Here is a 24212-nt window from a genome sequence, read left to right as displayed (position 1 = left end):
CGCGCAGCGGGCGGTCACCTCCAGCCGGGGGGTGGCCGCCCCGAGCGCTGTCCGGGGCCCGCTCCCTCAGGGCCGGCGCACCTCGTACAGGAAGCAGCCGTACTCCACGGCCCGGACGTGCACGAGCGCCACGGCCGGGTCCGCGAAGGCCTCGGCGAAGGCCGCCTCGAGGTCCGCGGGCTCCCCGGTCAGCCGCCCGCCGAGGATGCGCCCGTCGGCGGAGTAGCGGCGGACCGTGCGGTGGCTGTGCGTGAAGGGCAGGGCTTCACCGAGGTACCCCTCGCAGGGCTCGGCGTGGACGAAGACCGGGCCCTGTTCGTCGTACGGCCCGGGGTCCGCTCCGGTGGCGCAGGCCCAGCGGCGCAGGGGCGCGTAGGAGACCAGGGCGATGCGCTCGCCGGGCGCGCTGCGCCGCAGGCAGCAGCGGAGCGGGGCGCCGCCCTCGGGGTCGGTGAACCCGGCCGCGGGACGGCCCGCGTCGTCGGTGGTGCGCAGTTCCTCCAGGGCCCGCGGGTCGATGGGGCGCGCAGTGTACGTCGTCGTCATGGTCCCCAGGGTCGTGCGCGCGGGGCGGGATCACCGGCGGATTCCGGACGCGGCAGCACCCCGGGCACCCGCCCGGCAGCCGGTCGCCGCCACCCCCCGAGCCGAGGGGTATCCCTACCGGACGCCCCGGTCGTCGCCCCGCGCCGAGCCGCCGTGGAAAGATGACGCAACCCACCCATAACGAGGAGATGACCGCGTGCCTGGCACAAACCTGACCCGCGAAGAGGCGCAGCAGCGGGCACAGCTGCTCGCCGTCGAGTCGTACGAGATCGAGCTCGATCTCTCCGGCGCGCAGGAGGGGGGCACCTACCGGTCCGTGACCACGGTGCGCTTCGACGTGAGCGCCGAGAACGGCGCCGAGTCGTTCATCGACCTGGTGGCGCCCGCCGTGCACGAGGTGACCCTGAACGGTGACTCCCTCGACCCGGCCGAGGTCTTCGCGGACTCCCGGATCGCGCTGCCCGGGCTGCTGCACGGCCGCAACATCCTGCGGGTCGTCGCCGACTGCGCCTACACCAACACCGGCGAGGGCCTGCACCGCTTCGTCGACCCGGTCGACGACCAGGCCTACCTCTACACCCAGTTCGAGGTGCCGGACGCCCGCCGGGTGTTCGCCAGCTTCGAGCAGCCGGACCTCAAGGCGACCTTCCAGTTCACCGTGAAGGCCCCCGAGGGCTGGACCGTCGTCTCGAACTCGCCGACGCCCGAGCCGCAGGACAACGTCTGGGTCTTCGAGCCGACGCCGCGCATCTCGACGTACATCACCGCGCTGATCGCCGGCCCGTACCACTCGGTGCACAGCGTGTACGAGAAGGACGGCCAGTCCGTCCCGCTCGGCATCTACTGCCGTCCCTCGCTCGCCGAGTACCTCGACTCGGACGCCATCTTCGAGGTGACCCGGCAGGGCTTCGCGTGGTTCCAGGAGAAGTTCGACTACGCGTACCCGTTCGAGAAGTACGACCAGCTGTTCGTGCCGGAGTTCAACGCGGGCGCGATGGAGAACGCGGGCGCGGTGACCATCCGCGACCAGTACGTGTTCCGCTCGAAGGTGACGGACGCGGCGTACGAGACGCGCGCGGAGACCATCCTGCACGAGCTGGCCCACATGTGGTTCGGCGACCTCGTGACCATGGAGTGGTGGAACGACCTGTGGCTGAACGAGTCGTTCGCCACCTACACCTCCATCGCCTGCCAGGCCGCCGCGCCCGGCTCGCGCTGGCCGCACTCGTGGACGACGTTCGCGAACTCCATGAAGACCTGGGCGTACCGGCAGGACCAGCTGCCCTCCACGCACCCGATCATGGCGGACATCCGCGACCTGGACGACGTGCTGGTCAACTTCGACGGCATCACGTACGCCAAGGGCGCCTCCGTGCTGAAGCAGCTGGTCGCGTACGTGGGCGAGGACGAGTTCTTCCGGGGCGTGCAGGCGTACTTCAAGGCGCACGCCTTCGGCAACACGCGCCTGTCGGACCTGCTGGGGGCGCTGGAGGAGACCTCCGGCCGCGACCTGAAGACCTGGTCGAAGAAGTGGCTGGAGACGGCCGGCATCAACGTCCTGCGCCCGGAGATCGAGACGGACGCCGACGGCGTCATCACCTCCTTCGCCGTCCGCCAGGAGGCCCCGGCCCTGCCCGCCGGCGCCCAGGGCGAGCCGACGCTGCGCCCGCACCGCATCGCCGTGGGCCTGTACGACCTGGACGCCGGCAGCGGCAAGCTGGTCCGCACCGAGCGCATCGAGCTGGACGTCGACGGTGAGCTGACCGCCGTCCCGCAGCTGTCGGGCACGCGCCGCCCGGCCGTGGTGCTGCTCAACGACGACGACCTGTCGTACGCCAAGGTCCGCCTGGACGAGGAGTCCCTGGCCCAGGTGACCGAGCACCTGGGCGACTTCGAGTCCTCCCTGCCGCGCGCCCTGTGCTGGGCGTCGGCCTGGGACATGACCCGCGACGCCCAGCTCGCGGCCCGCGACTACCTGTCCCTGGTGCTGTCCGGCATCGGCAAGGAGTCCGACATCGGTGTCGTGCAGTCGCTCCACCGGCAGGTGAAGCTGGCGATCGACCTGTACGCCGACCCCGCCGCCCGCGAGACGCTGCTGGCCCGCTGGACCGACGCGACGCTGGCCCACCTGCGTGCGGCGGCCCCCGGCGGCGACCACCAGCTGGCGTGGGCGCGTGCCTTCGCCGCGACGGCCCGCACGCCGGAGCAGCTGGACCTGCTGGAGGCGCTGCTGGACGGCTCGCAGAGCGTGGAGGGCCTGGTCGTCGACACGGAGCTGCGCTGGGCGTTCGTGCAGCGGCTGGCGGCGGTCGGCCGGTTCGACGAGGCGGAGATCGCGGCCGAGTACGAGCGCGACCGCACCGCCGCCGGTGAGCGGCACGCCGCCACGGCCCGCGCGGCCCGGCCGACCGCGGAGGCCAAGGCGGAGGCGTGGGCGTCGGTCGTCGACTCCGACAAGCTGCCCAACGCGGTGCAGGAGGCGGTCATCGGCGGCTTCGTCCAGACCGACCAGCGCGAGCTGCTCGCCCCGTACGCGGAGCGGTACTTCGAGGTGGTCAAGGACATCTGGGCGTCCCGTTCCCACGAGATGGCCCAGCAGATCGCGGTCGGCCTCTACCCGGCGGTGCAGGTCTCCCAGGAGACCCTGGACCGGACGGACGCGTGGCTGTCCTCCGCCGAGCCCAACGCGGCCCTGCGCCGTCTGGTCTCGGAGTCCCGCGCGGGCGTGGAGCGCGCGCTGCGGGCCCAGCGGGCGGACGCGGCGGCGGCCGGGCAGTAACCGGCGGCACCGGACACGCGGGGGCGCCCGGCCTGTGCCGGGCGCCCCCGTGCGTCCCCCTACGGAACCGTCGCCGGACCGTTCCGGCCGGCCTACCGCCGCGGCACCGCCGCGGTGACGTCCGCCCGGCCCCTCCCCTCGTCCCCCGCCCGGCCCCTCCCCGCGTCCCCCGCCCGGCGCGCCCAGGTCCCGCGAAGCGGCCGGCGGGGGACGAACTGGCCCGCCACCGTCGCCCCGAGGGCCAGCGCCATGCCCACGAGCTGCACCGGCGTCAGGGCCTGCCCGAGCGCCGCCCAGCCGGTGACGGCCGCGGTCAGCGGGGAGAGCGGCCCGAGGAAGGTGACCTGGGTGGCGCTGAGGCGGCCGATGCCGCGGAACCACAGCCAGTACGCGACGGCCGTGCCGGCCAGGGCGAGATAGAGGTAGCCGCCCACGGCCCGGCCGTCCAGCGCCGGCGGTGCCCCCTCGGCGAGGAAGGCGAGCGGCGCGATGAGCAGCCCTCCCGCGGTCAGCTGCCAGGCGGTGAGGGCGAGCGGCCCGGCGCCCTCGGGGCGTCCCCACCGCTGGATGAGCACCACGCCCGCCGACATCGAGGCGGTGCCCCCGAGGGCGGCCAGCAGCCCGAGCGCGTCCAGCGCCCCGGCGGCCCGCAGCACCACCAGGCTCACCCCGAACGCCGCCACGACCCCGGTCAGCAGGGTCCGCGCCGTCGGCCGCTGCCCGAGCAGCAGCGCCGACAGCCCGGCCACGAACAGCGGCCCGGCCGACCCCACGACCGCCGCGAGGCCGCCGGGCAGCCGGTAGGCCGACAGGAACAGCAGCGGGAAGAAGGCGCCGATGTTCAGCGCACCGAGTGCCGCCGCCTTCCACCACCAGGAGCCGCGCGGCAGCACCCGGGCCAGGGCGAGCAGCAGCAGTCCGGCGGGCAGGGCGCGCACGAGGGCGGTGAACAGGGGGCGGTCGGCCGGGAGGAACTCGGTGGTGACCGCGTAGGTCGTGCCCCAGGAGACGGGGGCGAGTGCGGTGAGGGCGACGAGCGCCGGACGGGACAGGGCCATGGAGGCACCCCCAGGAGTAGGTCAGCCGTAAGTAGCTTAGCGCTAAGCAACTTTCCGTCAAGCTACTTTCTTGCGGGTGACCGAAAGCCCTTCGATACTCGTGCCATGAGCGAACGCCCCGAGCAGCGCAAGGACCCCGTCGACGCGATCGTCGACCAGTGGGCGAGGGTCCGGCCCGACCTGGACACCGCCGCCATGGAGGTCTTCGGCCGGATCAACCGGCTCTCGGCGGCGATGGCCGAACGGGTGGCGAAGGCGTACGCGCCCTTCGGGATCTCGCGCGGGGAGTTCGACGTGCTGGCGACGCTGCGGCGCTCGGGCGAGCCCTACACGCTCTCCCCCCGGCAGCTCTCGGCGACGCTGATGCTCACCACGGGCGGGATGACGGGACGCCTGGACAAGCTGGAGCGGGCGGGGCTGCTGCGCCGCTCACCCGATCCGCACGACCGGCGCGGGCTGCACGTGACCCTCACCGGCAAGGGCCTGGACCTGGTCGACGAGGCGGTCGGCGCGGGGCTGGCCGTGCAGACCGAGGCCCTGTCCGCACTCGACGCCGAGCGGGCCGGCCTGCTGGCCGGGCTGCTGCGCGAGCTGCTCGCGGGAGCGGAGCGGCCCTGAACGCGCCGGGGCGCCGCCGCGGTGACCGCGACGGCGCCCTCGGTGAAGCGAAAGCCGGTCAGACCTTGACGTCGGTGCCCGCCTCGGCCTTGGTCGTGATGTTGGAGCTGGTCGGGTCCTTCTTCTTGTGCGTCTTGTCGCCGACCATCACCAGACCGGCGATGACCAGGTAGAGCACGATCGGGGCCACGACGAAGAGACCCAGCGTCTCGATGACGCTCAGGCCCGGGCCGGGATCGTCACCGTCGTCGCGGGTGAGCGCGCTCGCGGGGGACGACATGAGCAGCATCATCAGCGTCGTACCGGCTGCCAGGGCGCCGGCGCGCAGGGCGTTCTTCTTGTCCACGGTGTCAAAGTATCCAACGCCGGACGGGCACGCGCGCCCGGGGTGCCGTAAGAGGCCCCGGCCTCATGAGCCGGGCTCCCCGAGGACGTCCATCAGCGCGCGCAGCCGCGGGGAGGCCGCCAGGTCCTCCAGGGTCACCGGGCGCCCTTCGGCGTCGGCGACGGGCAGCCGCCAGTTCGGATACTGGTCCCAGGTCCCCGGGAGGTTCTGCGGGCGGCGGTCGCCCACCCCGTCCGGGAGCCAGACGCCGATCATGCGGGCGGGCGTGCGCAGCAGGAAGCGGTGCACGGCCTGGATCTGCGCCTCCTCCGAAGAGGCGTCGCCACCGCCTCCCGTGCCGTGCAGCAGGCCCAGGCGGGACAGCTCCGACAGCCACTCCCCCGTGTCGCGGGCGGCCTCCTCGCGCTCCTGTGCCAGCGGGCGGGTCAGCAGGCCGAGGCTGTCGCGCAGCTCCACGTGCTCGCCGGTGAGCCGGGCGGCGGTGGAGGGCAGGTCGTGGGTGGTGGCGGTGGCCAGGCAGTCGGCCCGCCAGCTCTCGGGGGGCAGGGGGCGGCCGTCGCCCTCCCAGTCGCGCTCGAACCACAGCACCGACGTGCCGAGCACCCCGCGCTCGCGCAGCGCCTCGCGCACGCCGGGCTCGACGGTGCCGAGGTCCTCCCCGATGACCGGGGCGCCGGCCCGGGAGGCCTCCAGGACGAGGACGGCGAGCATCGCCTCGGCGTCGTAGCGGACGTAGGTGCCCTCGGTGGGCGGGTGGCCCTGGGGCACCCACCACAGGCGGAACAGGCCCATGACGTGGTCGATGCGCAGGGCGCCCGCATAGCGGAACAGGGCCCGCAGCAGGTCGCGGAAGGGGGCGTAGCCGGACTCGGCCAGGCGGTCGGGCCGCCACGGGGGCAGGCCCCAGTCCTGGCCGAGGGCGTTGAAGGCGTCCGGCGGGGCGCCCACGGACATGCCGGCGGCGAAGTGCTCCTGCTGGGCCCAGGCGTCGGCGCCGCCCGGGTGCACGCCGACCGCGAGGTCGTGCACGACACCCACCGGCATCCCCGCCTCGCGCCCGGCGCGCTGGGCGGCCCTGAGCTGCTCGTCGGTGAGCCAGGCCAGCCGGGACCAGAACTCCACCCGGTCCAGCAGGCCGTTGCGGGCCCGCTCGGTCTCGGCCGAGCGCGGGTCGCGCAGCCCGGTCGGCCAGCGGTGCCAGTCGGATCCGTGCACCTCGGCGAGCGCGCACCAGGTGGCGTGGTCCTCCAGCGCCTTGCCCTGCTCCGCGAGGAAGTCGCTGTAGGCGGCGCGCCTGCCCGGGCCGAGCGGGACCTCGGCGATCAGCCGCAGCGCCTCGCGCTTCAGCTCCCACACGGCGTCCCGGTCGATCAGCTCGCTCTTCTCCAGCACCGCCGCGCGCAGCCGCCCGCCCTGCTCCAGCAGCGCGTGCAGACGCTCGCGGTCCGCCACGTACGCGGCCTCGGGCACGTCCTCGACGCGCAGGTGCACTGGGTCGGGGAAGCGGCGGGAGGAGGGACGGTACGGGGAGGGGTCGGTGGGTGCTCCCGGTACGGCCGCGTGCAGCGGGTTGACCTGGAGGAACCCGGCGCCGAGCGAGCGCCCGGCCCAGGCGGCCAGCTCGCGCAGGTCGCCGAGGTCGCCCATGCCCCAGGAGCGGCGGGACAGCAGGGAGTACAGCTGGACGAGGAGGCCGTGGGTGCGTCCGGCGGGGGCGGGCAGGCGGGGCGGCGCGACGATCAGGTGGGCCTCGGCCGTGCGGCCGTCCGGGGCGGTGGCGGTCAGCCGGTGCACTCCGGGGGGCAGGCCGTCGGCCGAGGTGCGGGTGGCGCCGTCCTCGGTGTCGATGCGCAGGCGGCTGCCCGCGGGCAGTCCGGCGAGGGCGGCCGGGGCGCTTCCGGTCCAGCCGACCACGGTCGGCGGCAGCAGTCGCCCGGCCTGCTCCCGCTCCCGGGCGGCGAGCGCGGCGCGTACGGCGCCGGGCGTGCTCGCGTCCACGCCGAGGGCGGTCAGGACCGAGGTGACCGCGGTGGCCGAGGCGGCCACGATGCGGTCCGGGGAGGGACTGTAGGAGGTCGCGACGCCGTACAGGGCGGCCAGTCGCGTCAGGTCCTCGGAGGGCGGGTCGGCCGGCTCGGGTGCGGTCATCTACGGCCTCGGCTGGTCCGGGACGAAGGCCGGCGGCTCGCTGGTGAGGGGGGTGGCCTCGGCGAGCGGCGGCTCACTGGTGAGGGGCTCGGCGTCGGGGAGCGGGGGCTCGCTGGTCAGCGGCAGTTCCGTGCAGGTGCTCTCGGAGCTGAAGACGCAGTACACGGGGTCGTCGTGGGGACGGTCGTCGAGGTCGGCGGACGGGTCCGCCACGGGTTTGGACGGGGCCGGGAGCGGGAGGAACGTCATCGCAGCCACGGGGGCCTCCTTGCCGGGTACGGGTTCGGTGGGTCGTTGCAGCCCTACCCAGTCGTCGGGAAGGCAGACGCCCCGGGCCGAACATCGTGCTTCTGCTCACATGCCGCTGCACAGCGCTGTTCCCATATTCCGGCAAACCACGGCACACCGACCACTGCCGTTGACACCTTCACCGGGCGGGTGGTGGGCTCGTCCCGCCGGTCGGACACATCGGGAGGCGGCCTGTGGGACTGCGGCACGGGAAGCGGGCGGCGGCCCTCGCGATCGCCGTCGCGGCATCGGGCCTCGGCCTCCCGCCCGCGGCGGCGGCCGCGCCGCCCGCCCCGGGGGTGACCGCGCGAGCGGTGCCCGGCTCCCCCGCGCCGGGCCCCTCCGTCTGGCCGCGCCCGCAGACGCTGCGCCCCGGCGGCGCCCCGGTGGCCGTGCCGCGCGAGGTGGCGCTGATCGCCGGCGCGGGCGCCGATCCGCACGCCCTCGACGCGTTGCGCGCGCTGCTGCGCCGGGCCGGTGCCCGGCGCGTCACGGACACGCCGGCGCCCGGCGCCCTGGTCGTGCGCGCCGTGGCACGGCCGGCCCACCCGGGCGACCGGCACGCCCTGCCCGCCGGGGGATACGAGCTGTCCGTCGGCCGCGGCGGTGTCCTGCTCGACGGGACGGGCGGGGACGGCCTCTTCCACGCGGTGCAGACCCTGCGGCAACTGCTGCGCCCGGACGGCACGTTCACCGCGGCCGTCGTACGCGACTGGCCCGCGACCGGGGTGCGAGGCGTCACCGAAGGCTTCTACGGCACGCCCTGGACCCACCGGCAGCGGCTCGCGCAGCTGGACTTCCTGGGCCGCACCAAGCAGAACCGCTACCTGTACGCCCCCGGCGACGACCTGTACCGGCAGGCCCGGTGGCGCGAGCCGTACCCGCAGCGGCGGCGGGCCGAGTTCCGCGAGCTGGCCGCGCGGGCGGAGCGCAACCACGTCACGCTCGCCTGGGCGGTGGCCCCGGGCCAGGCGATGTGCTTCTCCTCGGACGCCGACGTGCGGGCGCTGACGCGGAAGCTGGACGCGATGTGGGCGCTGGGCTTCCGCGCCTTCCAGCTGCAGTTCCAGGACGTCAGCTACAGCGAGTGGCACTGCGGCGCGGACGCCGGGCGGTTCGGCTCCGGTCCGCGGGCGGCGGCACGGGCCCAGGCACGGGTGGCGAACGCCGTGGCCCGGCACCTCGCGCGCCGCCACCCCGGCGCCGCCGCGCCGTCCCTCATGCCGACCGAGTACTACGAGGACGGCTCGACCGCGTACCGGCGGGCGCTTGCGGACGCGCTGGACGAGGGCGTCGAGGTGGCGTGGACGGGCGTCGGCGTGGTGCCCCGCACCATCACCGGCCGCGAACTGGCCGCCGCCCGCGAGGCGTTCGCGCACCCGCTGGTCACCATGGACAACTACCCGGTCAACGACTACGAGCCCGGCCGCCTCTTCCTCGGGCCGTACCGGGGCCGGGAGCCGGCCGTCGCGACCGGCTCGGCCGGGCTGCTCGCCAACGCCATGCAGCAGCCGGAGGCCTCCCGCATCCCCCTGTTCACCGCGGCCGACTTCGCCTGGAACCCGCGCGCCTACCGGCCCGAGCGCTCCTGGCGCGCGGCGATCGCCGACCTGGCGGGCGGGGACCGGCGGCGGGAGCAGGCCCTGGCCGCGCTCGCCGGGAACGACGCCTCCTCGGTGCTGGACGCCGAGGAGTCGGCGTACCTGCGGCCGCTGACGGAGGCGTACTGGGCGTCGCGCACGGCCGCCGGCCCGCGGCGGGACGACGCGGCGGCGGACCGGCTGCGCGCGGCCTTCACCGTGCTGCGCGAGCTGCCGCACCGCCTGGCGGGCACCGGCCTGGCCGCCGAGGTGTCCCCCTGGTCCGGGCAGCTCGCCCGCTACGGCGAGGCGGGCACGGCCGCGCTGGACCTGCTGGACGCGCAGCGCGCGGGCGACGCGGCGGCGGCCTGGACGGCGTACCGCAGGATCGGGCAGCTGCGGTCCGCGCTGGGCGGCGCGCGGGCCGAGGTCGGCACGGACGTGCTCGACCCCTTCCTGCGGCGGGCGCAGAAGTCGTACACGGCCTGGTCGGGCATCGACCACGAGCCGCCCCGCGCCCCCGGCGACGCACGCACCCTGCGCTTCCCGCGCCCCCGGGCGCTGACGGCCGTGACGGTGCTGACCGATCCGGGCACGCCCGGCACCGTCGAGGCCCACGTGCCGGGGCGGGGCTGGCACGCGGTGGGCCGCCTGGACGCTTCGGGCGCGACGGAGGTCCGGCAGGTGGACACCGGGCGCGTGGACGCCGGGCCGGTGGAGGGCGGGCTGGTGGACGCCGTGCGGGTCGCCGGGGGCGGGGCGTCCCGCGTCCGGCACCTGGTGCCCTGGTTCGGCGACTCCCCCGCCGTCTCCCTGGGGCTGGCGCGCGACCGCACGGACGTCGAGGCCGGCCGCACGCAGAAGCTGACGGTCCGGCTCGGCTCCCTGCGCCCCGCAGGCGCCCGCGGCCGGCTCACGGTCGAGGCGCCGGAGGGCGTACGGGTCCGGGCACCCCGGGGCGAGCTGGACGTCCCGCGCGGTCCGGCGGCGGAGGTGCCCGTCGAGGTCACGGTCGAGCGCGGCACGCCGCTGCGGTCCTACGGCATCCGGCTGGGCTTCGCGGGCGCGACCCGCACGCTCACCGTCCGGGCCGTCCCGCCCACCGGCGGCCCCGACCTCGCCCGCTCGGGCACGGCCCGTTCCTCCGGCGACGAGACGCCCGCCTTCCCCGCGTCCGCGGCGAACGACGGCGATCCGGCGACCCGCTGGTCGTCACCGGTGGACGACGGCGCCTGGTGGCAGGCCGAACTGCCCCGCCCGGCCCGGATCGGGCACGTGGTCCTGCACTGGCAGGACGCCCACCCGTCGGCGTACCGCGTCCAGGTCTCCCCCGACGGCCGCCGCTGGCGCACGGCCGCGGCGGTACGGGACGGCCGCGGCGGCCGGGAGAGCGTCCGCATGGACGAACGGGACGTGCGCTTCCTCCGCGTCCAGGGCGAGAAGAGGGCGACCCCGTACGGCTACTCCCTGTGGTCCGTGGAGGCGTACGCGGTCGCGGACTGAGCCGCCGGGGTCCGGCCGGCGCGCTCTTTCCCCGGCCCAACTATTCACTCAGTACATGTACTCAGTACATAATGCTCGCCATGAGCACCCGCCACATCCTGCTGGGCCTGCTCGCCACGGGTCCGAGCCACGGCTACGACCTGAAGCGACGCCATGACGAACGCTTCCCGCAGGCCCGCCCGCTGGCCTACGGGCAGGTCTACACGACCCTGCAGCGCCTGGTCCGGGACGGTCTCGCCGAGGTCGAGGGCACCGACTCGGACGGCGGCCCGGAGCGCACCCGCTACCGCACCACCGACGAGGGGACGCGCGAGCTGGCCCGCTGGGCCGGCCAGACCGCCCCGCCCGCCCCGTTCGTGGCCAACGAGATCTTCGCCAAGGTCGTCGTGGCGATCCTCTCGGGCGGCGACCCGGCCGGATACCTGAGCGCCCAGCGCGCCGCCCACAAGGAGCGGATGCGGGAGCTGACGGCGGTCAAGGCCGCCGTGGGAGCCGACCTCGCGACCGTGCTCTCGGCGGACTACGCCCTCAACCACCTCGACGCCGACCTCCGCTGGATGAACACCACGGCGGCCCGGCTCACCACCCTGACCGCGGAGGTCGACGCAGAATGAACGAACCCGTGCCTCTCCTCACGGCCCACGGCCTCGCCAAGACGCACGGGCGCACGCCCGCCCTGCGCGGTGCGTCCCTCCGGCTGCACGCGGGCGAGACAGTGGCCGTGACGGGCGCGAGCGGCAGCGGCAAATCCACTCTGCTGCACTGCCTGGCCGGCATCGTCCGCCCGGACGAGGGCTCCGTGACGTACGACGGGCAGCGGCTGGACCGCCTGCCCGAGAAGCGGCTGAGCGAGCTGCGGCGCACCGAGTTCGGCGTGGTGTTCCAGTTCGGCCAGCTCGTCCCCGAGCTGACGGCCGTGGACAACGTGGCCCTGCCCCTCCTCCTGGCCGGCACCGGCCGGGCCCGCGCCCGCGCCCTGGCCGGCGAGTGGCTGGAGCGCTTCGGCGTGCGCGGGCGGCAGGAGTCGCGCCCGGGTGAGCTGAGCGGCGGTCAGGCACAACGCGTCGCGCTGGCCCGGGCGCTGGTCACCGGCCCGAGGATCGTCTTCGCCGACGAGCCGACGGGGGCCCTGGACTCCCTGTCCGGCGAGCAGGTGATGACGGCCCTGGTGCACACCGCCCGGGAGTGCGGCACGGCGGTACTGCTGGTCACGCACGACGCCCAGGTCGCGGCCTACGCGGACCGCGAGGTCCAGCTGCGGGACGGGGCCGTGGCGGCGCTCGGGGTGACGGCATGAGGTCACTGCGCACGGATCTGCGGCTCGCCTGGCAGCTCACGCGCGGTACGGACCGCCGGGAGTGGTGGCGGGCCGCGCTGACGGCGGTGGGAGCCGCTCTGGCGACCGCGTTCGCCCTCGCGGCCGTCGTCCTGGCGTCGCTGCGCGGCAGCCGGTCGATCCCGCTCGCCGCGGGGCTCCTGAACAGTCCCGGCACCCGGTCCGGAGTCGTCCTGGGGCTGCTCCTGCTGCTCCTGCCCGTGCTGGGGTTCCTCGGCCAGTGCGCCCGGATCGGGGCCGCGCACCGCGACCGGAGGCTCGCCGGGCTGCGGCTCGCCGGCGCCACCCCCTGGCAGGTGCGGCGGATCGCCGCGCTGGAGACCGGGCTCGCCTGTGCGCTCGGCTCGGCGGTGGCCGCCGTCTGCGCGGTGCCGGTCTCGGCGCGCCTGGGGGACGGCCCCGCCGTGCCGGTCTGGGCCGCGATCGCCCTGGTCGCCGTCGCGGTGCCCGTGCTGGGTGCGGCGGCGGGCGTCCTGGCGCTGCGCCGGGTCGTGGTCTCGCCTCTCGGCTCGGTGCGGCGGACAGGGCCGCGCGACGGCCGGGGTTCGGGGGCGCTGTTCCTGTGCGGGCTCCTGCTCGCCGCCGTGGCCGCGCTGCTGACCGCTGCCGCCGCCTCCGGCGCACCGCAGGGGTCCTCCGGCGGGCCGCCGCTGCCCCTGGCGGGCGGGATCCTGGCGGCCGGCGCGGGTGCGGTGTGGCTGTCCGGGGCGACCGCACGGATCACCGGGCGGCTCCTGGCCGTCCGGGCCCGCTCGGCGGCGACCCTGATCGCCGCGGAGCGGCTGCGCGACGACCCCTGGTCGGCCGCCCGCACCCATGCGGCCGTGCTGCTGGTGACGGTCGCCGGGACCGGCTTCCTGGGCGTCCGGCAGGTACTGGCCGACGTGGTGCGCGACCGCCCGAACGCCTCCTACTACCTCACGGGGGTGAACCTCACCGGCACCGCCCTCGCCGTCGCCCTGGCGATCACCCTGTCCGGACTCGCCGTCGGCACCGCCGAGTCCCTGGCCACCCGCCGCCGGGGCCTGGCCGCGCAGGCCGCGGCGGGAGTGCCGCGGTCGGTGCTCGGCCGCGCCCTGCTGCTGGAGACGGCCCTGCCCCTGGCTCCCGCGGTGCTGCTCGCGGGTCTCGGCGGCACGGCCATCGGCGTCCGGTACGCCGTGTTCGCGGGCGAGGCCGTGCCCTGGACGCCCGCGCTGGCCCCCGTGGCCGTCTACGCCGCCTGCCTGCTCGCCGCGGCCACCTCGCTGCCCCTGCTGCGCCGCACGGTGTGCCCCGGGGAGCTGCGGTACGCGTAGGCGCGCTGCGCTACGCGTAGGCGCGCGACAGGGCGCCGGCCCGCCCGGAGACGGGCCGGTGCCGACACGAAAGCCCGGATCGTCAGGCGGAGATGCCGTCGATCCGGGCCAGGGCGTCGTCCGCGCCGAACGGTTGCAAGTACGGCAGCCAGCGCGGATCCCGATGGCCGGTCCCGATGATGCGCCAGGCCAGGCCCGACGGCGGGGCGGGTTTGTGGCGCAGCCGCCAGCCGATCTCGACGAGGTGGCGGTCGGCCTTGACGTGGTTGCAGCGGCGGCAGGACGCGACGACGTTGTCCCAGACGTGCTTGCCCCCGCGGCTGCGCGGGATGACGTGGTCGACGCTGGTTGCGACGCCACCGCAGTACATGCACCGGCCCCCGTCGCGGGCGAACAGCGCCCGGCGGGTCAGAGGAACGGGCCCCCGGTAGGGAACCCGCACGAAACGCTTGAGCCGGACCACGCTGGGTGCGGGGACTGTGACGGTCGCGCTGTGCAGATAGGCGCCGGACTCCTCGAGGCAGACGGCCTTGTTCTCGAGGACGAGGACGAGCGCGCGGCGGAGCGGTACGACGCCGAGCGGCTCGTACGACGCGTTGAGGACCAGGACATGCGGCACGGATGCCTCCTTGGACGCCGGCGGCGCGTGGCTCGCGCCGGGACGATTCGTAGCCAGTCTCCCCTCATGCCTGGTGGAAGCGCCACCATGTCCCCGTAACGGGCTGGGAGTGTTTTCGACCACATCCGATGGATGCCCGAGAACGTGGCCTGTTCAAGCCCAGGTGAGGCCCGTCTCCCTTTCACACATTCTGCGAGAGCACACACAATGCCCCGTTAGTGTGGTGGTTCTGCCCTTTCGGTGACCCAGCCGTGACCTTCGACCCCCCGGAACCGCCGCACCGGGGCAGACCGCTGCACCTGGAGGTACCTGTCGTGTCCTTGTCCGTCGCGGACGTCGTCCTGTGGGCCGCCGGCCCGTCCCCCTCGCCGACCCCCTCGGAGACGGAGACCCCGAGAGTGCCCTCGCTGGAGGACGCCCACGAGAGCGCGACGAACGCCGCCGGCTGGGTGGAGCAGAACTGGTCGACCTGGCTGGCGATCGGCCTGCGCGTGCTGCTGATCCTGGTGATCGCGGCGGTGCTGCGCGTGGCGGTGCGCCGGGCGATCACCAAGCTCATCGACCGCATGAGCCGCAGCGGGCAGACCGTGGACGGCGCGGGACTGGGCGGCCTGCTGGTCAACGTCGAACGCCGCCGCCAGCGCTCGCAGGCGATCGGCTCGGTGCTGCGCTCGGTGGCCAGTTTCCTGATCATGGGCACCGCCGCCCTGATGATCCTCTCCGCGTTCAACATCAACCTGGCCCCGCTGCTGGCGTCCGCCGGTGTGGCCGGTGTGGCGATCGGTTTCGGCGCCCGCAACCTCGTCACGGACTTCCTGTCCGGCGTGTTCATGATCCTCGAGGACCAGTACGGCGTCGGCGACACCATCGACGCGGGCGTCGCCTCCGGCGAGGTGATCGAGGTCGGCCTGCGGGTGACCAAGCTGCGCGGCGAGGGCGGCGAGATCTGGTACGTCCGCAACGGCGAGGTCAAGCGCATCGGCAACCTCTCGCAGGGCTGGGCCACGGCCAACGTCGACGTCACCGTGCACGCGGGCGAGGACCTGGACAAGGTCAAGGCCACGCTGGACGAGGTCGCCGAGAAGATGGGCGCCGAGGAGCCCTGGAACGAGCTGCTGTGGGGCCCGATCGAGGTCCTGGGCCTGGACAGCGTGCTGCTGGACTCGATGGTCGTGCGCATCTCCGCCAAGACGATGCCGGGCAAGTCCCTGACCGTGGAGCGCGAGCTGCGCTGGCGCGTCAAGCGGGCCTTCGACGCGGCCGGCATCCGGATCGTCGGCGGCGCCACGGCCCCGGTGGAGGAGGCCGAGACCGACCCGACGGCCTCGATGGCGGCTCCCTCGGTGTACGCGAACACCGCGTCCCCGCAGTCGGCGGCGGCGTCCCCGCTCGCCCCGCCCACCAGCACCACGAAGTAGCGGCCGGCCCGCTCCCGAGGGCGGCACCCGGAAGCCCGGGTGCCGCCCTTCCGCATGCCCGCACGCGGCACGCACCACCCCCTGCCGCGCCCGCACCACGCGACACGCCACCCGGTGCCGCCCCCGGTCACCCCCCTGCGGAGGTGCACCGCCCCTATTGACGCCCGCCCGGCGACGGGCATACCTTCCTCCCCACCGAATAGGAAACTTTCCTAACAGTGATCGGGGGCCGGCCTCCCGGGGCCTTCCCCGGCTCACGGGGAAACAGCCGTCCGGTGACCGCCTACCGGTGATCACCGATGGACTTCCCCACCGGATCACTGAGAGGCTGAGCAGCCGAAGGGCAGGTGTGGACACGCATGGCAGGAACCGCCGGAACGCCGGGCACCCCGCGCGTCCTGCGCGCCATGAACGACCGGGCCGCCCTGGACCTGCTCCTGGAGCACGGGCCGCTGTCCCGCACCCGGATCGGCAAGCTCACGGGGCTGTCGAAACCGACCGCCTCCCAGCTCCTGGCCCGCCTGGAGGCGGCCGGCCTGGTCCTGGCCACCGGCACCACCGAGGGCCGCCCCGGCCCCAGCGCCCAGCTCTACGAGGTCAACCCGGCCTCCGGCCACGCCGCCGGACTGGACGTCACCCCCCAGCGCATCCTCGCCGCGGTCGCCGACATCACCGGCCGCACGGTCGGCCGCTTCGAACTGCCCACCGGCCGCCGCCCCGGCACCCCGGTCGTCCAGCAGGTCACCGACGCCCTGGACGGCGCGGTGAAGGCGGCCGGCCTGGCCCGCGACGACGTCCACCGCCTGGTCATCGGCACCCCCGGCGCCTTCGACCCCACCACGGGCCGGCTGCGCTACGCCTCCCACCTGCCCGGCTGGCACTCCCCCACCCTGCTGGACGAACTCGCCGCCGCCCTGCCGATGCCGTTCGAGTACGAGAACGACGTCAACCTGGTCGCCCTCGCCGAGCAGCGCCTCGGGGCGGCCCGGGGCCACAGCGACTTCGTGCTGCTGTGGAACCAGGAGGGCCTGGGCGCCGCCCTCGTGCTCGGCGGCCGGCTGCACCGCGGCTGGACCGGCGGCGCCGGCGAGGTCGGTTTCCTGCCGGTGCCGGGCACACCCCTGGTGCGCAAGGTCACCCAGGCCAACAGCGGCGGCTACCAGGAGCTGGCCGGCTCCCAGGCGGTCCCCCGCCTGGCCCGCGACCTCGGCATCCGGGACCTCCCGCAGGGCTCGTACGCCGAGGCCGCCGCCCTGCTGGTGGCCCGGGCCGCACAGGCCGGCGACGAGCCGCACCGGGAGCTGCTGCGCGCCTACGCGACCCGGCTGGCCACCGGTCTGGCGTCCCTGGTGTCGGTGCTGGACCCCGAGCTGGTCGTGCTGAGCGGCGCGGCCCTCACCGCGGGCGGCGAGCCGCTGCGCGCCCTGGTCCAGGCCGAACTGGAGGAACTGGCCGCCTCGCGCCCCCGCCTGGTCGTGGGCGACGTCCGCGAACACCCCGTGCTGCGCGGCGCGCTGGAGAGCGCGCTCGCGACCACCCGCGACGAGGTCTTCGACACCTCCCGCTAGCTCCACTTCTTTCCCGCGTCCCTTCCTCACCCGCGCCTCAGGGAGCTTCGCCATGCCCGGAATGCCCAGGAAAGCGGCCCTCGTGCTCGCCGCGTCCGCCTCCGTCGCCCTCCTCGCCACCGCCTGCACCGGTCAGCCCGGCGCCGGTGCGGACGACGACGCGTCCAAGGAGACGACCCTCACCTTCTGGCACGCCTGGAGCGCGCCCTCGGAGGTGAAGGCCGTCGAGGAGCTGATCGCCGGCTTCGAGAAGGCCCACCCGAACATCCACGTCGACGTCGTCGGCAACATGACCGACGACAAGATCAACCAGTCGCTGCGGGCCGGCGGGGCCAAGGCCCCGGACGTGATCTCGTCGTTCACCACGAACAACGTCGGCAAGTTCTGCTCCTCGGGCGCGCTGGTCGACCTCGACCCCTTCTTCGCCAAGTCGGGCATCGACCCGGAGAAGACCTTCCCGAAGGCCATGAACGAGTACACGCAGTTCGAGGGCAACCGCTGCGCGGTCCCCCTGCTCGGCGACGCCTACGGCCTCTACTACAACAAGACGGCCTTCGAGAAGGCCGGCATCACCGCCCCGCCGAAGACCTGGTCGGAGTTCGAGCGGGTCGCGAAGAAGCTCACGATCCGCCGGGGCGAGACCTACGAGCAGCTGGGATTCATGCCGAACTACCACGGCTGGGAGACCACCACCGAGCACTACCTCGGCCAGTTCTCCCCGACCTATTTCGACAAGGACGGCAAGTCGAACGTCGGCAAGGACCCCGCGTTCAAGAAGGCCTTCACCCTCCAGAAGAAGCTGGTCGACACCCTCGGCGGCTACCGCAGGCTGGAGACGTACCGCGCGAAGCTCGGCGACGAGTGGGGCCCCAAGCACCCCTTCCACACCGGCCAGGTGGCCATGCAGCTCGACGGCGAGTGGCGCCTGGGCATGGCGCTGGAGACCGAGCCGGCGTTCGAGATCGGCGTGGCCCCGCTGCCCGTCCCCGACGACCAGGCCGACCAGTACGGCAAGGGCTACATCACCGGCACCATCGCCGGCATCGCCGCGACCAGCAGGAAGCAGAACGCGGCCTGGGAGCTGGTGAAGTACATGACCACCGACACCGACGCGGTCGTGGACTTCTCCAACGCCATCCACAACGTCCCCTCGACGCTCGCGGCGCTGAAGTCCCCCGCGCTGAAGTACGACCCGCGCTTCAAGACGTTCCTGGAGATCGCCGCCAACCCCCACTCCACCACGTCCCCCGCCTCCGTCAACGGCGGCGTCTACCTCACCACGATCCAGCAGTTCGGCTACGAGTACGAGAGCGGCAAGGCCACCGACCTGGAAGCGGGCCTGAAGAAGGCGGCCCGGCAGATCGACACGGACATCGCGCAGGCGCAGTAGGCCATGAGCACCCACACGCTGCGCGCGAAACGCCGCCGCTCGGCCCTGCGCACCCTCGCGTTCCTCTCCCCCTGGCTGATCGGCTTCTCGGTCTTCTTCGCCTACCCCCTGGTGTCCACCGTCTACTTCTCCTTCATGCGCTACGACGGCTTCCAGCCGCCGGTGTGGGCGGGCACGAAGAACTGGGCGTACGTCTTCGCGCACTACCCGCTGTTCTGGCCCGCCCTGCGCAACACCCTGTGGCTGGTGGTCGTCATGGTGACGCTCCGGGTCGCGTTCGGCCTGGGCGTGGGCCTGCTGATCACCCGGATCAGGACGGCCACGGGCGTCTTCCGCACCCTGTTCTACCTGCCGTACCTGGCGCCGCCCGTGGCGGCCACGATGGCCTTCGCGTTCCTGCTCAACCCCGGCACGGGCCCCGTGAACGCGGTCCTCGGCGAGCTGGGCCTGCCGGCCCCGGGCTGGTTCGGCGACCCCGCCTGGTCCAAACCGGCCCTGACCCTGCTGGCCCTGTGGGGCATCGGCGACCTGATGGTCGTCTTCATGGCGGCCCTGCTCGACGTGCCGAAGGAGCAGTACGAGGCGGCCGAACTGGACGGCGCCTCCCCCTGGCAGCGGTTCCGCTACGTCACCCTCCCGAACATCTCGCCGATCGTCGTGTTCGCGGTCGTCACCGGGGTGATCCAGACGATGCAGTACTACACGCAGCCGCTGATCGCCGGGAAGGTCGCCTCGGGCGTGATCCAGGGCGCGGGCACCATGTTCGAGCCCGGCTACCCGGACAAGTCGACCCTGACCCTCCCGCAGCTCGTCTACAACCTGGGCTTCCAGCGCTTCGACTACGGCTCGGCCTGCGTGGTCGCGCTGGTCCTGTTCGCCCTGTCCATGGCCTTCACGGCCCTCCTGATGCGCCACAGGGGCGGCCTGATCCAGGCAGGTGGGAGATGACCCAGGTACTCGAACGCCCCCGGGAGTCCGCCGCGCCGCCGCCCTCGCCCGCGGCCCGCACGGCCCGGCGCAGGGTCCTGCTGGAGTGGATCGCCGTCCACTCCCTCGGCATCGCGGCCGCGCTGTTCTTCACGCTCCCCTTCGTCTTCGTGCTGCTCACCTCCCTGATGAGCGACGCCCAGGCGCTCAGCCGCGACCTGGTCCCGCGCACCTGGGAATGGGGCAACTACACCCGGGTCCTCGACACCCCGGGCTTCCTCACCTGGTGGCGCAACACCCTGCTGTACGCGGGACTGGGCACGGTCCTCACGGTGGTCTCCTCGATCCCCGTGGCCTACGCCCTGGCCACGTTCCGCTTCCGCGGCCGGAACGCGGCGCTGATGCTGGTCATCTCGATGATGATGCTGCCGCCGCAGGTCGTCGTCATCCCGATGTACCTGTTCTGGGCGAAGCAGCTGGACCTGTCGGGCACGCTGTGGCCGCTGATCGTCCCCATGGCGTTCGGCGACGCGTTCTCGATCTTCCTGCTGCGCCAGTTCCTCACCACGATCCCCGACGAGTACCTCGACGCGGCCAGGGTGGACGGCTGCGGCGAGCTGCGGACCCTGCTGAGGGTCGTCCTGCCGATGGCCAGACCGGGCATCGCCGCCGTGGCCCTCTTCCAGTTCTTCTACGCGTGGAACGACTACTTCGGCCCGCAGATCTACGCCTCGGAGAACCCCGGCGCGTGGACCCTGTCCTACGGCCTGGAGTCCTTCAAGGGCGCCCACCACACCGACTGGAACCTCACCATGGCCGCCACCGTGCTGGTCATGGCCCCCGTGATCCTCGTGTTCTTCCTCGCCCAGAAGGCGTTCGTCGAGGGCGTCACGCTCACCGGAGTAAAGGGTTAGACATGAAACTCACCGTGGTCGGCGGAGGCTCGACCTACACGCCCGAACTCGTGGACGGCTTCGCCCGTCTGCGGGACACCCTGCCCGTCGAGGAACTGGTCCTGATGGACCCGGCCGAGGACCGGCTGGAGCTCGTGGGCGGCCTGGCCCGCCGCATCTTCGCCCGCCAGGGCCACCCCGGCCGCATCACCACCACCACCGACCTGGACGCGGCGGTGGACGGCGCGGACACGGTCCTGCTGCAACTGCGCGTGGGCGGCCAGGCCGCCCGCGAGCAGGACGAGACCTGGCCCCTGGAGTGCGGCTGCGTGGGCCAGGAGACCACCGGCGCCGGCGGCCTGGCGAAGGCCCTGCGCACGGTCCCGGTCGTGCTAGGCATCGCGGACCGCGTCCGCCGCGCCAACCCCGACGCCTGGATCATCAACTTCACCAACCCGGTCGGCATCGTCACCCGCGCCCTGCTCCAGGCCGGCCACAAGGCGATCGGCCTGTGCAACGTGGCGATCGGCCTCCAGCGCAAGTTCGCGGCCCTGCTCTCCGTGGAGCCGTCCGAGCTCCACCTGGACCACGTCGGCCTCAACCACCTCACCTGGGAGACGGCGGTGCGCCGCGGCGGCCCGGAGGGCCCGGACGTCCTGCCCGAGCTGCTGGCCGGGCACGGCGACACCATCGCCGCCGACCTGCGCCTGCCCCGCCAGCTCCTCGACACCCTGGGCGTGGTCCCCTCCTACTACCTGCGCTACTACTACGCGCACGACGAGGTCGTACGGGAGATGGGCACCAAGCCCTCGCGGGCGGCGGAAGTGGCCGCGATGGAGCAGCGGTTGCTGACGCTGTACGCCGACCCGGCCCTCGACGAGAAGCCTGCGCTGCTCGCGAAGCGGGGCGGCGCCTTCTACTCGGAGGCGGCCGTCGACCTGGCCGCCGCCCTGCTGGGCGGTGCGGGCAGCCCCTACCAGGTGGTGAACACGCGCAACAACGGCACGCTGCCCTTCCTCCCCGACGACGCGGTCGTCGAGGTGCAGGCCGCGGTGGGCGCCAAGGGCGCCTCCCCGCTGCCGGTCGCGCCGGTGGACCCCCTGTACGCGGGCCTGACGGCCGCCGTCACGGCCTACGAGGACCTGGCCCTCCGGGCGGCCCTGCACGGCGGCCGGGAGCGCGTCTTCCGCGCCCTGCTCGCCCACCCCCTGATCGGCCAGTACGCGTACGCCGAGCAGCTCACCGACCGGCTGATCGCGCACAACCGGGAGCACCTGGCGTGGGCGTGAGGGGACATGTCCTCGCCGTCGACGCGGGCAACAGCAAGACGGACGTCGCGGTCGTGTCGGCGGACGGGGAGGTGCTGTCCGCGGCGCGCGGCGGCGGCTTCCGCCCGCCGGCGGTGGGCGTCGACACGGCCGTGCGCGGACTCGCCGAGACCGTCGACCGGGCCCTGGCCGACGCCGGACTCGCCTCGGTCGACCATGTCTCGGCCTGCCTCGCCAACGCCGATTTCCCCGTCGAGGAGGAGGAGTTGGCCCGGGCGCTGGACGCCCGCGCCTGGGGCGCGAGTGTGACCGTGCGCAACGACACCTTCGCGATCCTGCGGGCGGGCGTCACCGAACCGCGCGGGGTCGCGGTCGTCTGCGGCGCGGGCATCAACTGCGTCGGCATGCACCCCGACGGCCGCACGGCCCGCTTCCCCGCGATCGGCAGGATCTCCGGCGACTGGGGCGGCGGCTGGGGGCTGTCCGAGGAGGCCCTGTGGCACGCCGCGCGGGCGGAGGACGGCCGGGGCGGTCCCACCGCCCTGTCCCGCACCCTGCCCGCGCACTTCGGCCTGCCGTCGATGCACGCCCTCATCGAGGCGCTGCACCTGGAGCACGTGCCCGCGCCCCGGCGCCACGAGCTGGCCCCGGTCCTGTTCGCCACGGCGGCGCAGGGCGACGGCGTCGCCCGGGCGATCGTGGACCGCCAGGCGGAGGAGGTGGTCGCCATGGCCGTGGTGGCCCTGACCCGCCTGGACCTGCTGTCCGAACCGGCCCCGGTCCTCCTCGGCGGCAGTGTGCTGGCCGCCCGGCACCCCCGACTGAACGACCGCGTCGCCCAGTTGCTGGCAGACCGCGCCCCCAAGGCGGTCCCCCAGGTGGTCACGGCCCGCCCGGTGCTCGGCGCGGCCCTGCTGGGCCTGGACCGGCTGGGGGCGCGGGAGGGGGCGCAGCAGCGGCTGCGGGCGCACTACGGCGTGTGAGCCGCCCGCACGGGAACCGAACCCCTCTCCCGGACGTGTACCTGGGCGGGGGGTGGCGCTCCACGCTGCGATCCGATCAAGATCGGGCAAGGCCGGTGCGGATGTCGGTCCCGGCAGCGATACTTGCCGCGACGGATGACCATGGGGGAGGTCACAGTGACACACGTGCCGCGGGGCAGCACACCGCCACCACCGGGTCCGAGCCTGCCCGTCCTGCCGCCCGTTCCGGCGCAGCCCGCCCCGCCGGCCCGGCCCGCCGCCGGTCCCGCCGCGGCGCCCGGTCCGTCCTCCCCGCCTTCCCCGGCCGGTCCTCCCCGGCGTACCGCCTTCGCCGAGGGCGCCGAGCGGCTGCGCGCCGCCGCCACGACGGAACCGGGCCGCCTGCGCGTCATCGGCGCGCTGCTGGCCGCCCTCGTCGTCGCCTTCGGGGCCGTCAGCGCCTGGCAGATGACCGACCGCGCGGCCGCCGCCGACGACGTCCTCACCAGCAGCCAGCCGCTCAGCTCCGACGCGGCCGACATCTACCGGTCCCTCGCGGACGCCAACACCGCCGCCTCCAGCGGCTTCCTCGCCGGCGGGCAGGAGTCGGCGGCGTACCGCGACCGCTACGAGAAGGACATCCGCACGGCCGCCGAGAAGCTGGTCAACGCGGCCGCCGCCTCGGAGCCGGGCTCCCCCTCCGCGCGCACGATCGCCGAACTCAACCGGCTGCTGCCCGAGTACAAGGGCCTGGTCGAGCGCGCCCGGACCTACAACCGCCAGGGCTTCCCGGTGGGCGGGGCCTATCTGCGCTACGCCAACGAGAAGATGCAGCAGCGGATGCTCCCGGCCGCGGAGGACCTGTACACGAGGGAGAACCAGCGCCTGCGGGCGGACTACGCGTCCGCCACGCCCTACCCCTGGGCGGCGATCGCCCTCGGCGTGCTCGCCCTGGCCGCCCTCGCCTGGGCCCAGCACCGCACCTACCGGCGCACCAACCGGGTCCTGAACCACGGCCTGGTCGCGGCCACCGCCACCGCGACGGTCGTCCTGCTCTGGCTCGTCGCCGGGCACAGCATCGCCCGCGCCGGCCTGAACGACTCCTACGACCACGGCGTGCGCTCCCTGAACGTGCTGCACGACGCCCGGATCGCCTCCCTGAAGGCGCGGGGCAACGAGAACCTCACCCTGGTGGCCCGCGGCGCCGAGACGAAGAAGGTCGGCGAAAAGACGTACGACGCCTACGACTTCGACTTCGGCGCGGACATCGAGGCCCTGGGCGCCCGGCTGGCGGCGGCGCGGAAGCTCGCCGACGACGCGACGGGCGAGAAGCCCGTCACGACCGCGATGGGCAACATGGAGGAGTGGCGGAAGCGCCACGCCGCGGCCCGCGACCAGGACGAGAACGGCAACTACCAGCAGGCGCTGGACCTGGTGATCGGCGCCGAGGGCGCGACCGGCGAGTGCTTCGACAGCGTCGACGCGAACCTGCGCACGGCGCTGGCGCACGAGGAGCGGGAGTTCCAGCGGGCGGCCGGCGACGGCCGGGGCGCGCTCACCGGCCTGCCCGCCGGGGCGGCCGCCCTCGCGGTCCTGGGCGCCGCGGGAGCGGTCCTGGGCATCGGGCGCAGACTGTCGGAGTACCGGTGAACGGGCCGCGGGCGAAG

20 protein-coding genes are annotated in these 24212 nt (G+C 74.3%); 14 read left to right on the top strand and 6 right to left on the bottom strand.

Going from position 1 to position 24212, the window contains the following annotated elements:
- Positions 1-66 precede the first annotated feature (66 nt).
- On the bottom strand, positions 67-546 hold the full coding sequence (locus ACFYWG_RS12705; RefSeq protein WP_383511810.1) for a DUF1203 domain-containing protein: 480 nt from the start codon (positions 544-546) through the stop codon (positions 67-69).
- A gap of 196 nt (positions 547-742) precedes the next feature.
- Between ACFYWG_RS12705 and pepN the strand changes: the two genes are divergently transcribed.
- Positions 743-3325, top strand: coding sequence for an aminopeptidase N (gene pepN / locus ACFYWG_RS12700; protein ID WP_385420089.1), 2583 nt, complete (start codon positions 743-745; stop codon positions 3323-3325).
- 92 nt (positions 3326-3417) lie between these two features.
- Here the strand turns inward: pepN and ACFYWG_RS12695 are convergent, their stop codons facing one another.
- Positions 3418-4383 carry an EamA family transporter gene (locus ACFYWG_RS12695; RefSeq protein WP_389201119.1) on the bottom strand — a complete coding sequence of 322 codons (966 nt, stop codon included), beginning with the start codon at positions 4381-4383 and terminating at the stop codon, positions 3418-3420.
- Between the two features lie 105 nt (positions 4384-4488).
- Here ACFYWG_RS12695 and ACFYWG_RS12690 point away from each other — a divergent pair, with 105 nt between their 5' ends.
- Positions 4489-5001, top strand: coding sequence for a MarR family winged helix-turn-helix transcriptional regulator (locus ACFYWG_RS12690; protein WP_376333728.1), 513 nt, complete (start codon positions 4489-4491; stop codon positions 4999-5001).
- 58 nt (positions 5002-5059) lie between these two features.
- Here ACFYWG_RS12690 and ACFYWG_RS12685 read toward each other — a convergent pair whose 3' ends face one another.
- The 3 genes from ACFYWG_RS12685 to ACFYWG_RS12675 all read right to left on the bottom strand — a co-directional run bounded on the left by ACFYWG_RS12685 (position 5060) and on the right by ACFYWG_RS12675 (position 7753).
- A complete protein-coding gene (locus tag ACFYWG_RS12685) occupies positions 5060-5347 on the bottom strand; it encodes a hypothetical protein (RefSeq protein WP_376333726.1) in 288 nt (95 codons plus the stop codon).
- Positions 5348-5410: 63 nt separating this feature from the next.
- Complete coding sequence (gene malQ, locus ACFYWG_RS12680) at positions 5411-7495, bottom strand: 4-alpha-glucanotransferase (protein WP_389201116.1); 2085 nt, start codon at positions 7493-7495, stop codon at positions 5411-5413.
- Entirely contained in the window at positions 7496-7753 is a 258-nt protein-coding gene (locus tag ACFYWG_RS12675; protein ID WP_376333722.1) for a hypothetical protein, read from the bottom strand.
- 224 nt (positions 7754-7977) lie between these two features.
- On the opposite strand from ACFYWG_RS12675, the gene ACFYWG_RS12670 reads away from it, so the two are divergent.
- From ACFYWG_RS12670 to ACFYWG_RS12655, 4 genes are all read left to right on the top strand, one after another.
- The gene (locus ACFYWG_RS12670; protein WP_389201112.1) at positions 7978-10866 is read left to right on the top strand and encodes a beta-N-acetylglucosaminidase domain-containing protein; all 2889 of its coding nucleotides are present in this window, start codon (positions 7978-7980) and stop codon (positions 10864-10866) included.
- 80 nt (positions 10867-10946) lie between these two features.
- Complete coding sequence (locus ACFYWG_RS12665) at positions 10947-11480, top strand: PadR family transcriptional regulator (protein WP_383504040.1); 534 nt, start codon at positions 10947-10949, stop codon at positions 11478-11480.
- On the top strand, positions 11477-12163 hold the full coding sequence (locus ACFYWG_RS12660) for an ABC transporter ATP-binding protein (RefSeq protein WP_389201109.1): 687 nt from the start codon (positions 11477-11479) through the stop codon (positions 12161-12163). Before ACFYWG_RS12665 ends, ACFYWG_RS12660 begins: the two co-directional genes overlap by 4 nt.
- A complete protein-coding gene (locus ACFYWG_RS12655; RefSeq protein WP_389201107.1) occupies positions 12160-13500 on the top strand; it encodes an FtsX-like permease family protein in 1341 nt (446 codons plus the stop codon). The genes ACFYWG_RS12660 and ACFYWG_RS12655 overlap by 4 nt, the downstream gene beginning before the upstream one ends.
- A gap of 82 nt (positions 13501-13582) precedes the next feature.
- On the opposite strand, the gene ACFYWG_RS12650 is transcribed toward ACFYWG_RS12655, so the two are convergent.
- Entirely contained in the window at positions 13583-14119 is a 537-nt protein-coding gene (locus ACFYWG_RS12650; RefSeq protein ID WP_376332955.1) for an HNH endonuclease, read from the bottom strand.
- 314 nt (positions 14120-14433) lie between these two features.
- Here ACFYWG_RS12650 and ACFYWG_RS12645 point away from each other — a divergent pair, with 314 nt between their 5' ends.
- From ACFYWG_RS12645 to ACFYWG_RS12610, 8 genes are all read left to right on the top strand, one after another.
- Positions 14434-15537 carry a mechanosensitive ion channel family protein gene (locus ACFYWG_RS12645; protein ID WP_376332952.1) on the top strand — a complete coding sequence of 368 codons (1104 nt, stop codon included), beginning with the start codon at positions 14434-14436 and terminating at the stop codon, positions 15535-15537.
- 359 nt (positions 15538-15896) lie between these two features.
- Positions 15897-17105, top strand: coding sequence for an ROK family protein (locus ACFYWG_RS12640; RefSeq protein ID WP_389201104.1), 1209 nt, complete (start codon positions 15897-15899; stop codon positions 17103-17105).
- Positions 17106-17157: 52 nt separating this feature from the next.
- On the top strand, positions 17158-18495 hold the full coding sequence (locus ACFYWG_RS12635; protein WP_389201102.1) for an ABC transporter substrate-binding protein: 1338 nt from the start codon (positions 17158-17160) through the stop codon (positions 18493-18495).
- Positions 18496-18498: 3 nt separating this feature from the next.
- Positions 18499-19443 (top strand): carbohydrate ABC transporter permease, encoded by a 945-nt coding sequence (locus ACFYWG_RS12630; RefSeq protein ID WP_389201100.1) that lies wholly within the window; start codon positions 18499-18501, stop codon positions 19441-19443.
- Complete coding sequence (locus ACFYWG_RS12625; protein ID WP_383504034.1) at positions 19440-20336, top strand: carbohydrate ABC transporter permease; 897 nt, start codon at positions 19440-19442, stop codon at positions 20334-20336. The genes ACFYWG_RS12630 and ACFYWG_RS12625 overlap by 4 nt, the downstream gene beginning before the upstream one ends.
- Before the next feature lie 2 nt (positions 20337-20338).
- Positions 20339-21604: a 6-phospho-beta-glucosidase gene (locus ACFYWG_RS12620; protein WP_389201098.1), complete on the top strand. Its 1266-nt coding sequence runs from the start codon at positions 20339-20341 to the stop codon at positions 21602-21604.
- Positions 21601-22566, top strand: a complete 966-nt coding sequence (locus ACFYWG_RS12615) for an N-acetylglucosamine kinase (RefSeq protein WP_389201096.1) — start codon at positions 21601-21603, stop codon at positions 22564-22566. The genes ACFYWG_RS12620 and ACFYWG_RS12615 overlap by 4 nt, the downstream gene beginning before the upstream one ends.
- A 141-nt stretch (positions 22567-22707) precedes the next feature.
- Positions 22708-24195 (top strand): hypothetical protein, encoded by a 1488-nt coding sequence (locus ACFYWG_RS12610; protein ID WP_389201094.1) that lies wholly within the window; start codon positions 22708-22710, stop codon positions 24193-24195.
- Positions 24196-24212: the final 17 nt, after the last annotated feature.

Source organism: Streptomyces sp. NPDC003456, assembly GCF_042878735.1.
Lineage (GTDB): Bacteria > Actinomycetota > Actinomycetes > Streptomycetales > Streptomycetaceae > Streptomyces.
The sequence above is the reverse complement of the archived record's forward strand: the minus strand, read 5'-3'. Positions and strand labels throughout refer to the sequence as shown.

Coding starts and splice junctions, on each gene's coding strand:
- ACFYWG_RS12705 (WP_383511810.1), bottom strand. CDS start 546: ATGACGACGACGTACACTGCGCGCCCCATCGACCCGCGGGCCCTGGAG.
- ACFYWG_RS12695 (WP_389201119.1), bottom strand. CDS start 4,383: ATGGCCCTGTCCCGTCCGGCGCTCGTCGCCCTCACCGCACTCGCCCCC.
- ACFYWG_RS12690 (WP_376333728.1), top strand. CDS start 4,489: ATGAGCGAACGCCCCGAGCAGCGCAAGGACCCCGTCGACGCGATCGTC.
- malQ (WP_389201116.1), bottom strand. CDS start 7,495: ATGACCGCACCCGAGCCGGCCGACCCGCCCTCCGAGGACCTGACGCGA.
- ACFYWG_RS12665 (WP_383504040.1), top strand. CDS start 10,947: ATGAGCACCCGCCACATCCTGCTGGGCCTGCTCGCCACGGGTCCGAGC.
- ACFYWG_RS12660 (WP_389201109.1), top strand. CDS start 11,477: ATGAACGAACCCGTGCCTCTCCTCACGGCCCACGGCCTCGCCAAGACG.
- ACFYWG_RS12655 (WP_389201107.1), top strand. CDS start 12,160: ATGAGGTCACTGCGCACGGATCTGCGGCTCGCCTGGCAGCTCACGCGC.
- ACFYWG_RS12640 (WP_389201104.1), top strand. CDS start 15,897: ATGGCAGGAACCGCCGGAACGCCGGGCACCCCGCGCGTCCTGCGCGCC.
- ACFYWG_RS12635 (WP_389201102.1), top strand. CDS start 17,158: ATGCCCGGAATGCCCAGGAAAGCGGCCCTCGTGCTCGCCGCGTCCGCC.
- ACFYWG_RS12630 (WP_389201100.1), top strand. CDS start 18,499: ATGAGCACCCACACGCTGCGCGCGAAACGCCGCCGCTCGGCCCTGCGC.
- ACFYWG_RS12625 (WP_383504034.1), top strand. CDS start 19,440: ATGACCCAGGTACTCGAACGCCCCCGGGAGTCCGCCGCGCCGCCGCCC.
- ACFYWG_RS12620 (WP_389201098.1), top strand. CDS start 20,339: ATGAAACTCACCGTGGTCGGCGGAGGCTCGACCTACACGCCCGAACTC.
- ACFYWG_RS12610 (WP_389201094.1), top strand. CDS start 22,708: ATGGGGGAGGTCACAGTGACACACGTGCCGCGGGGCAGCACACCGCCA.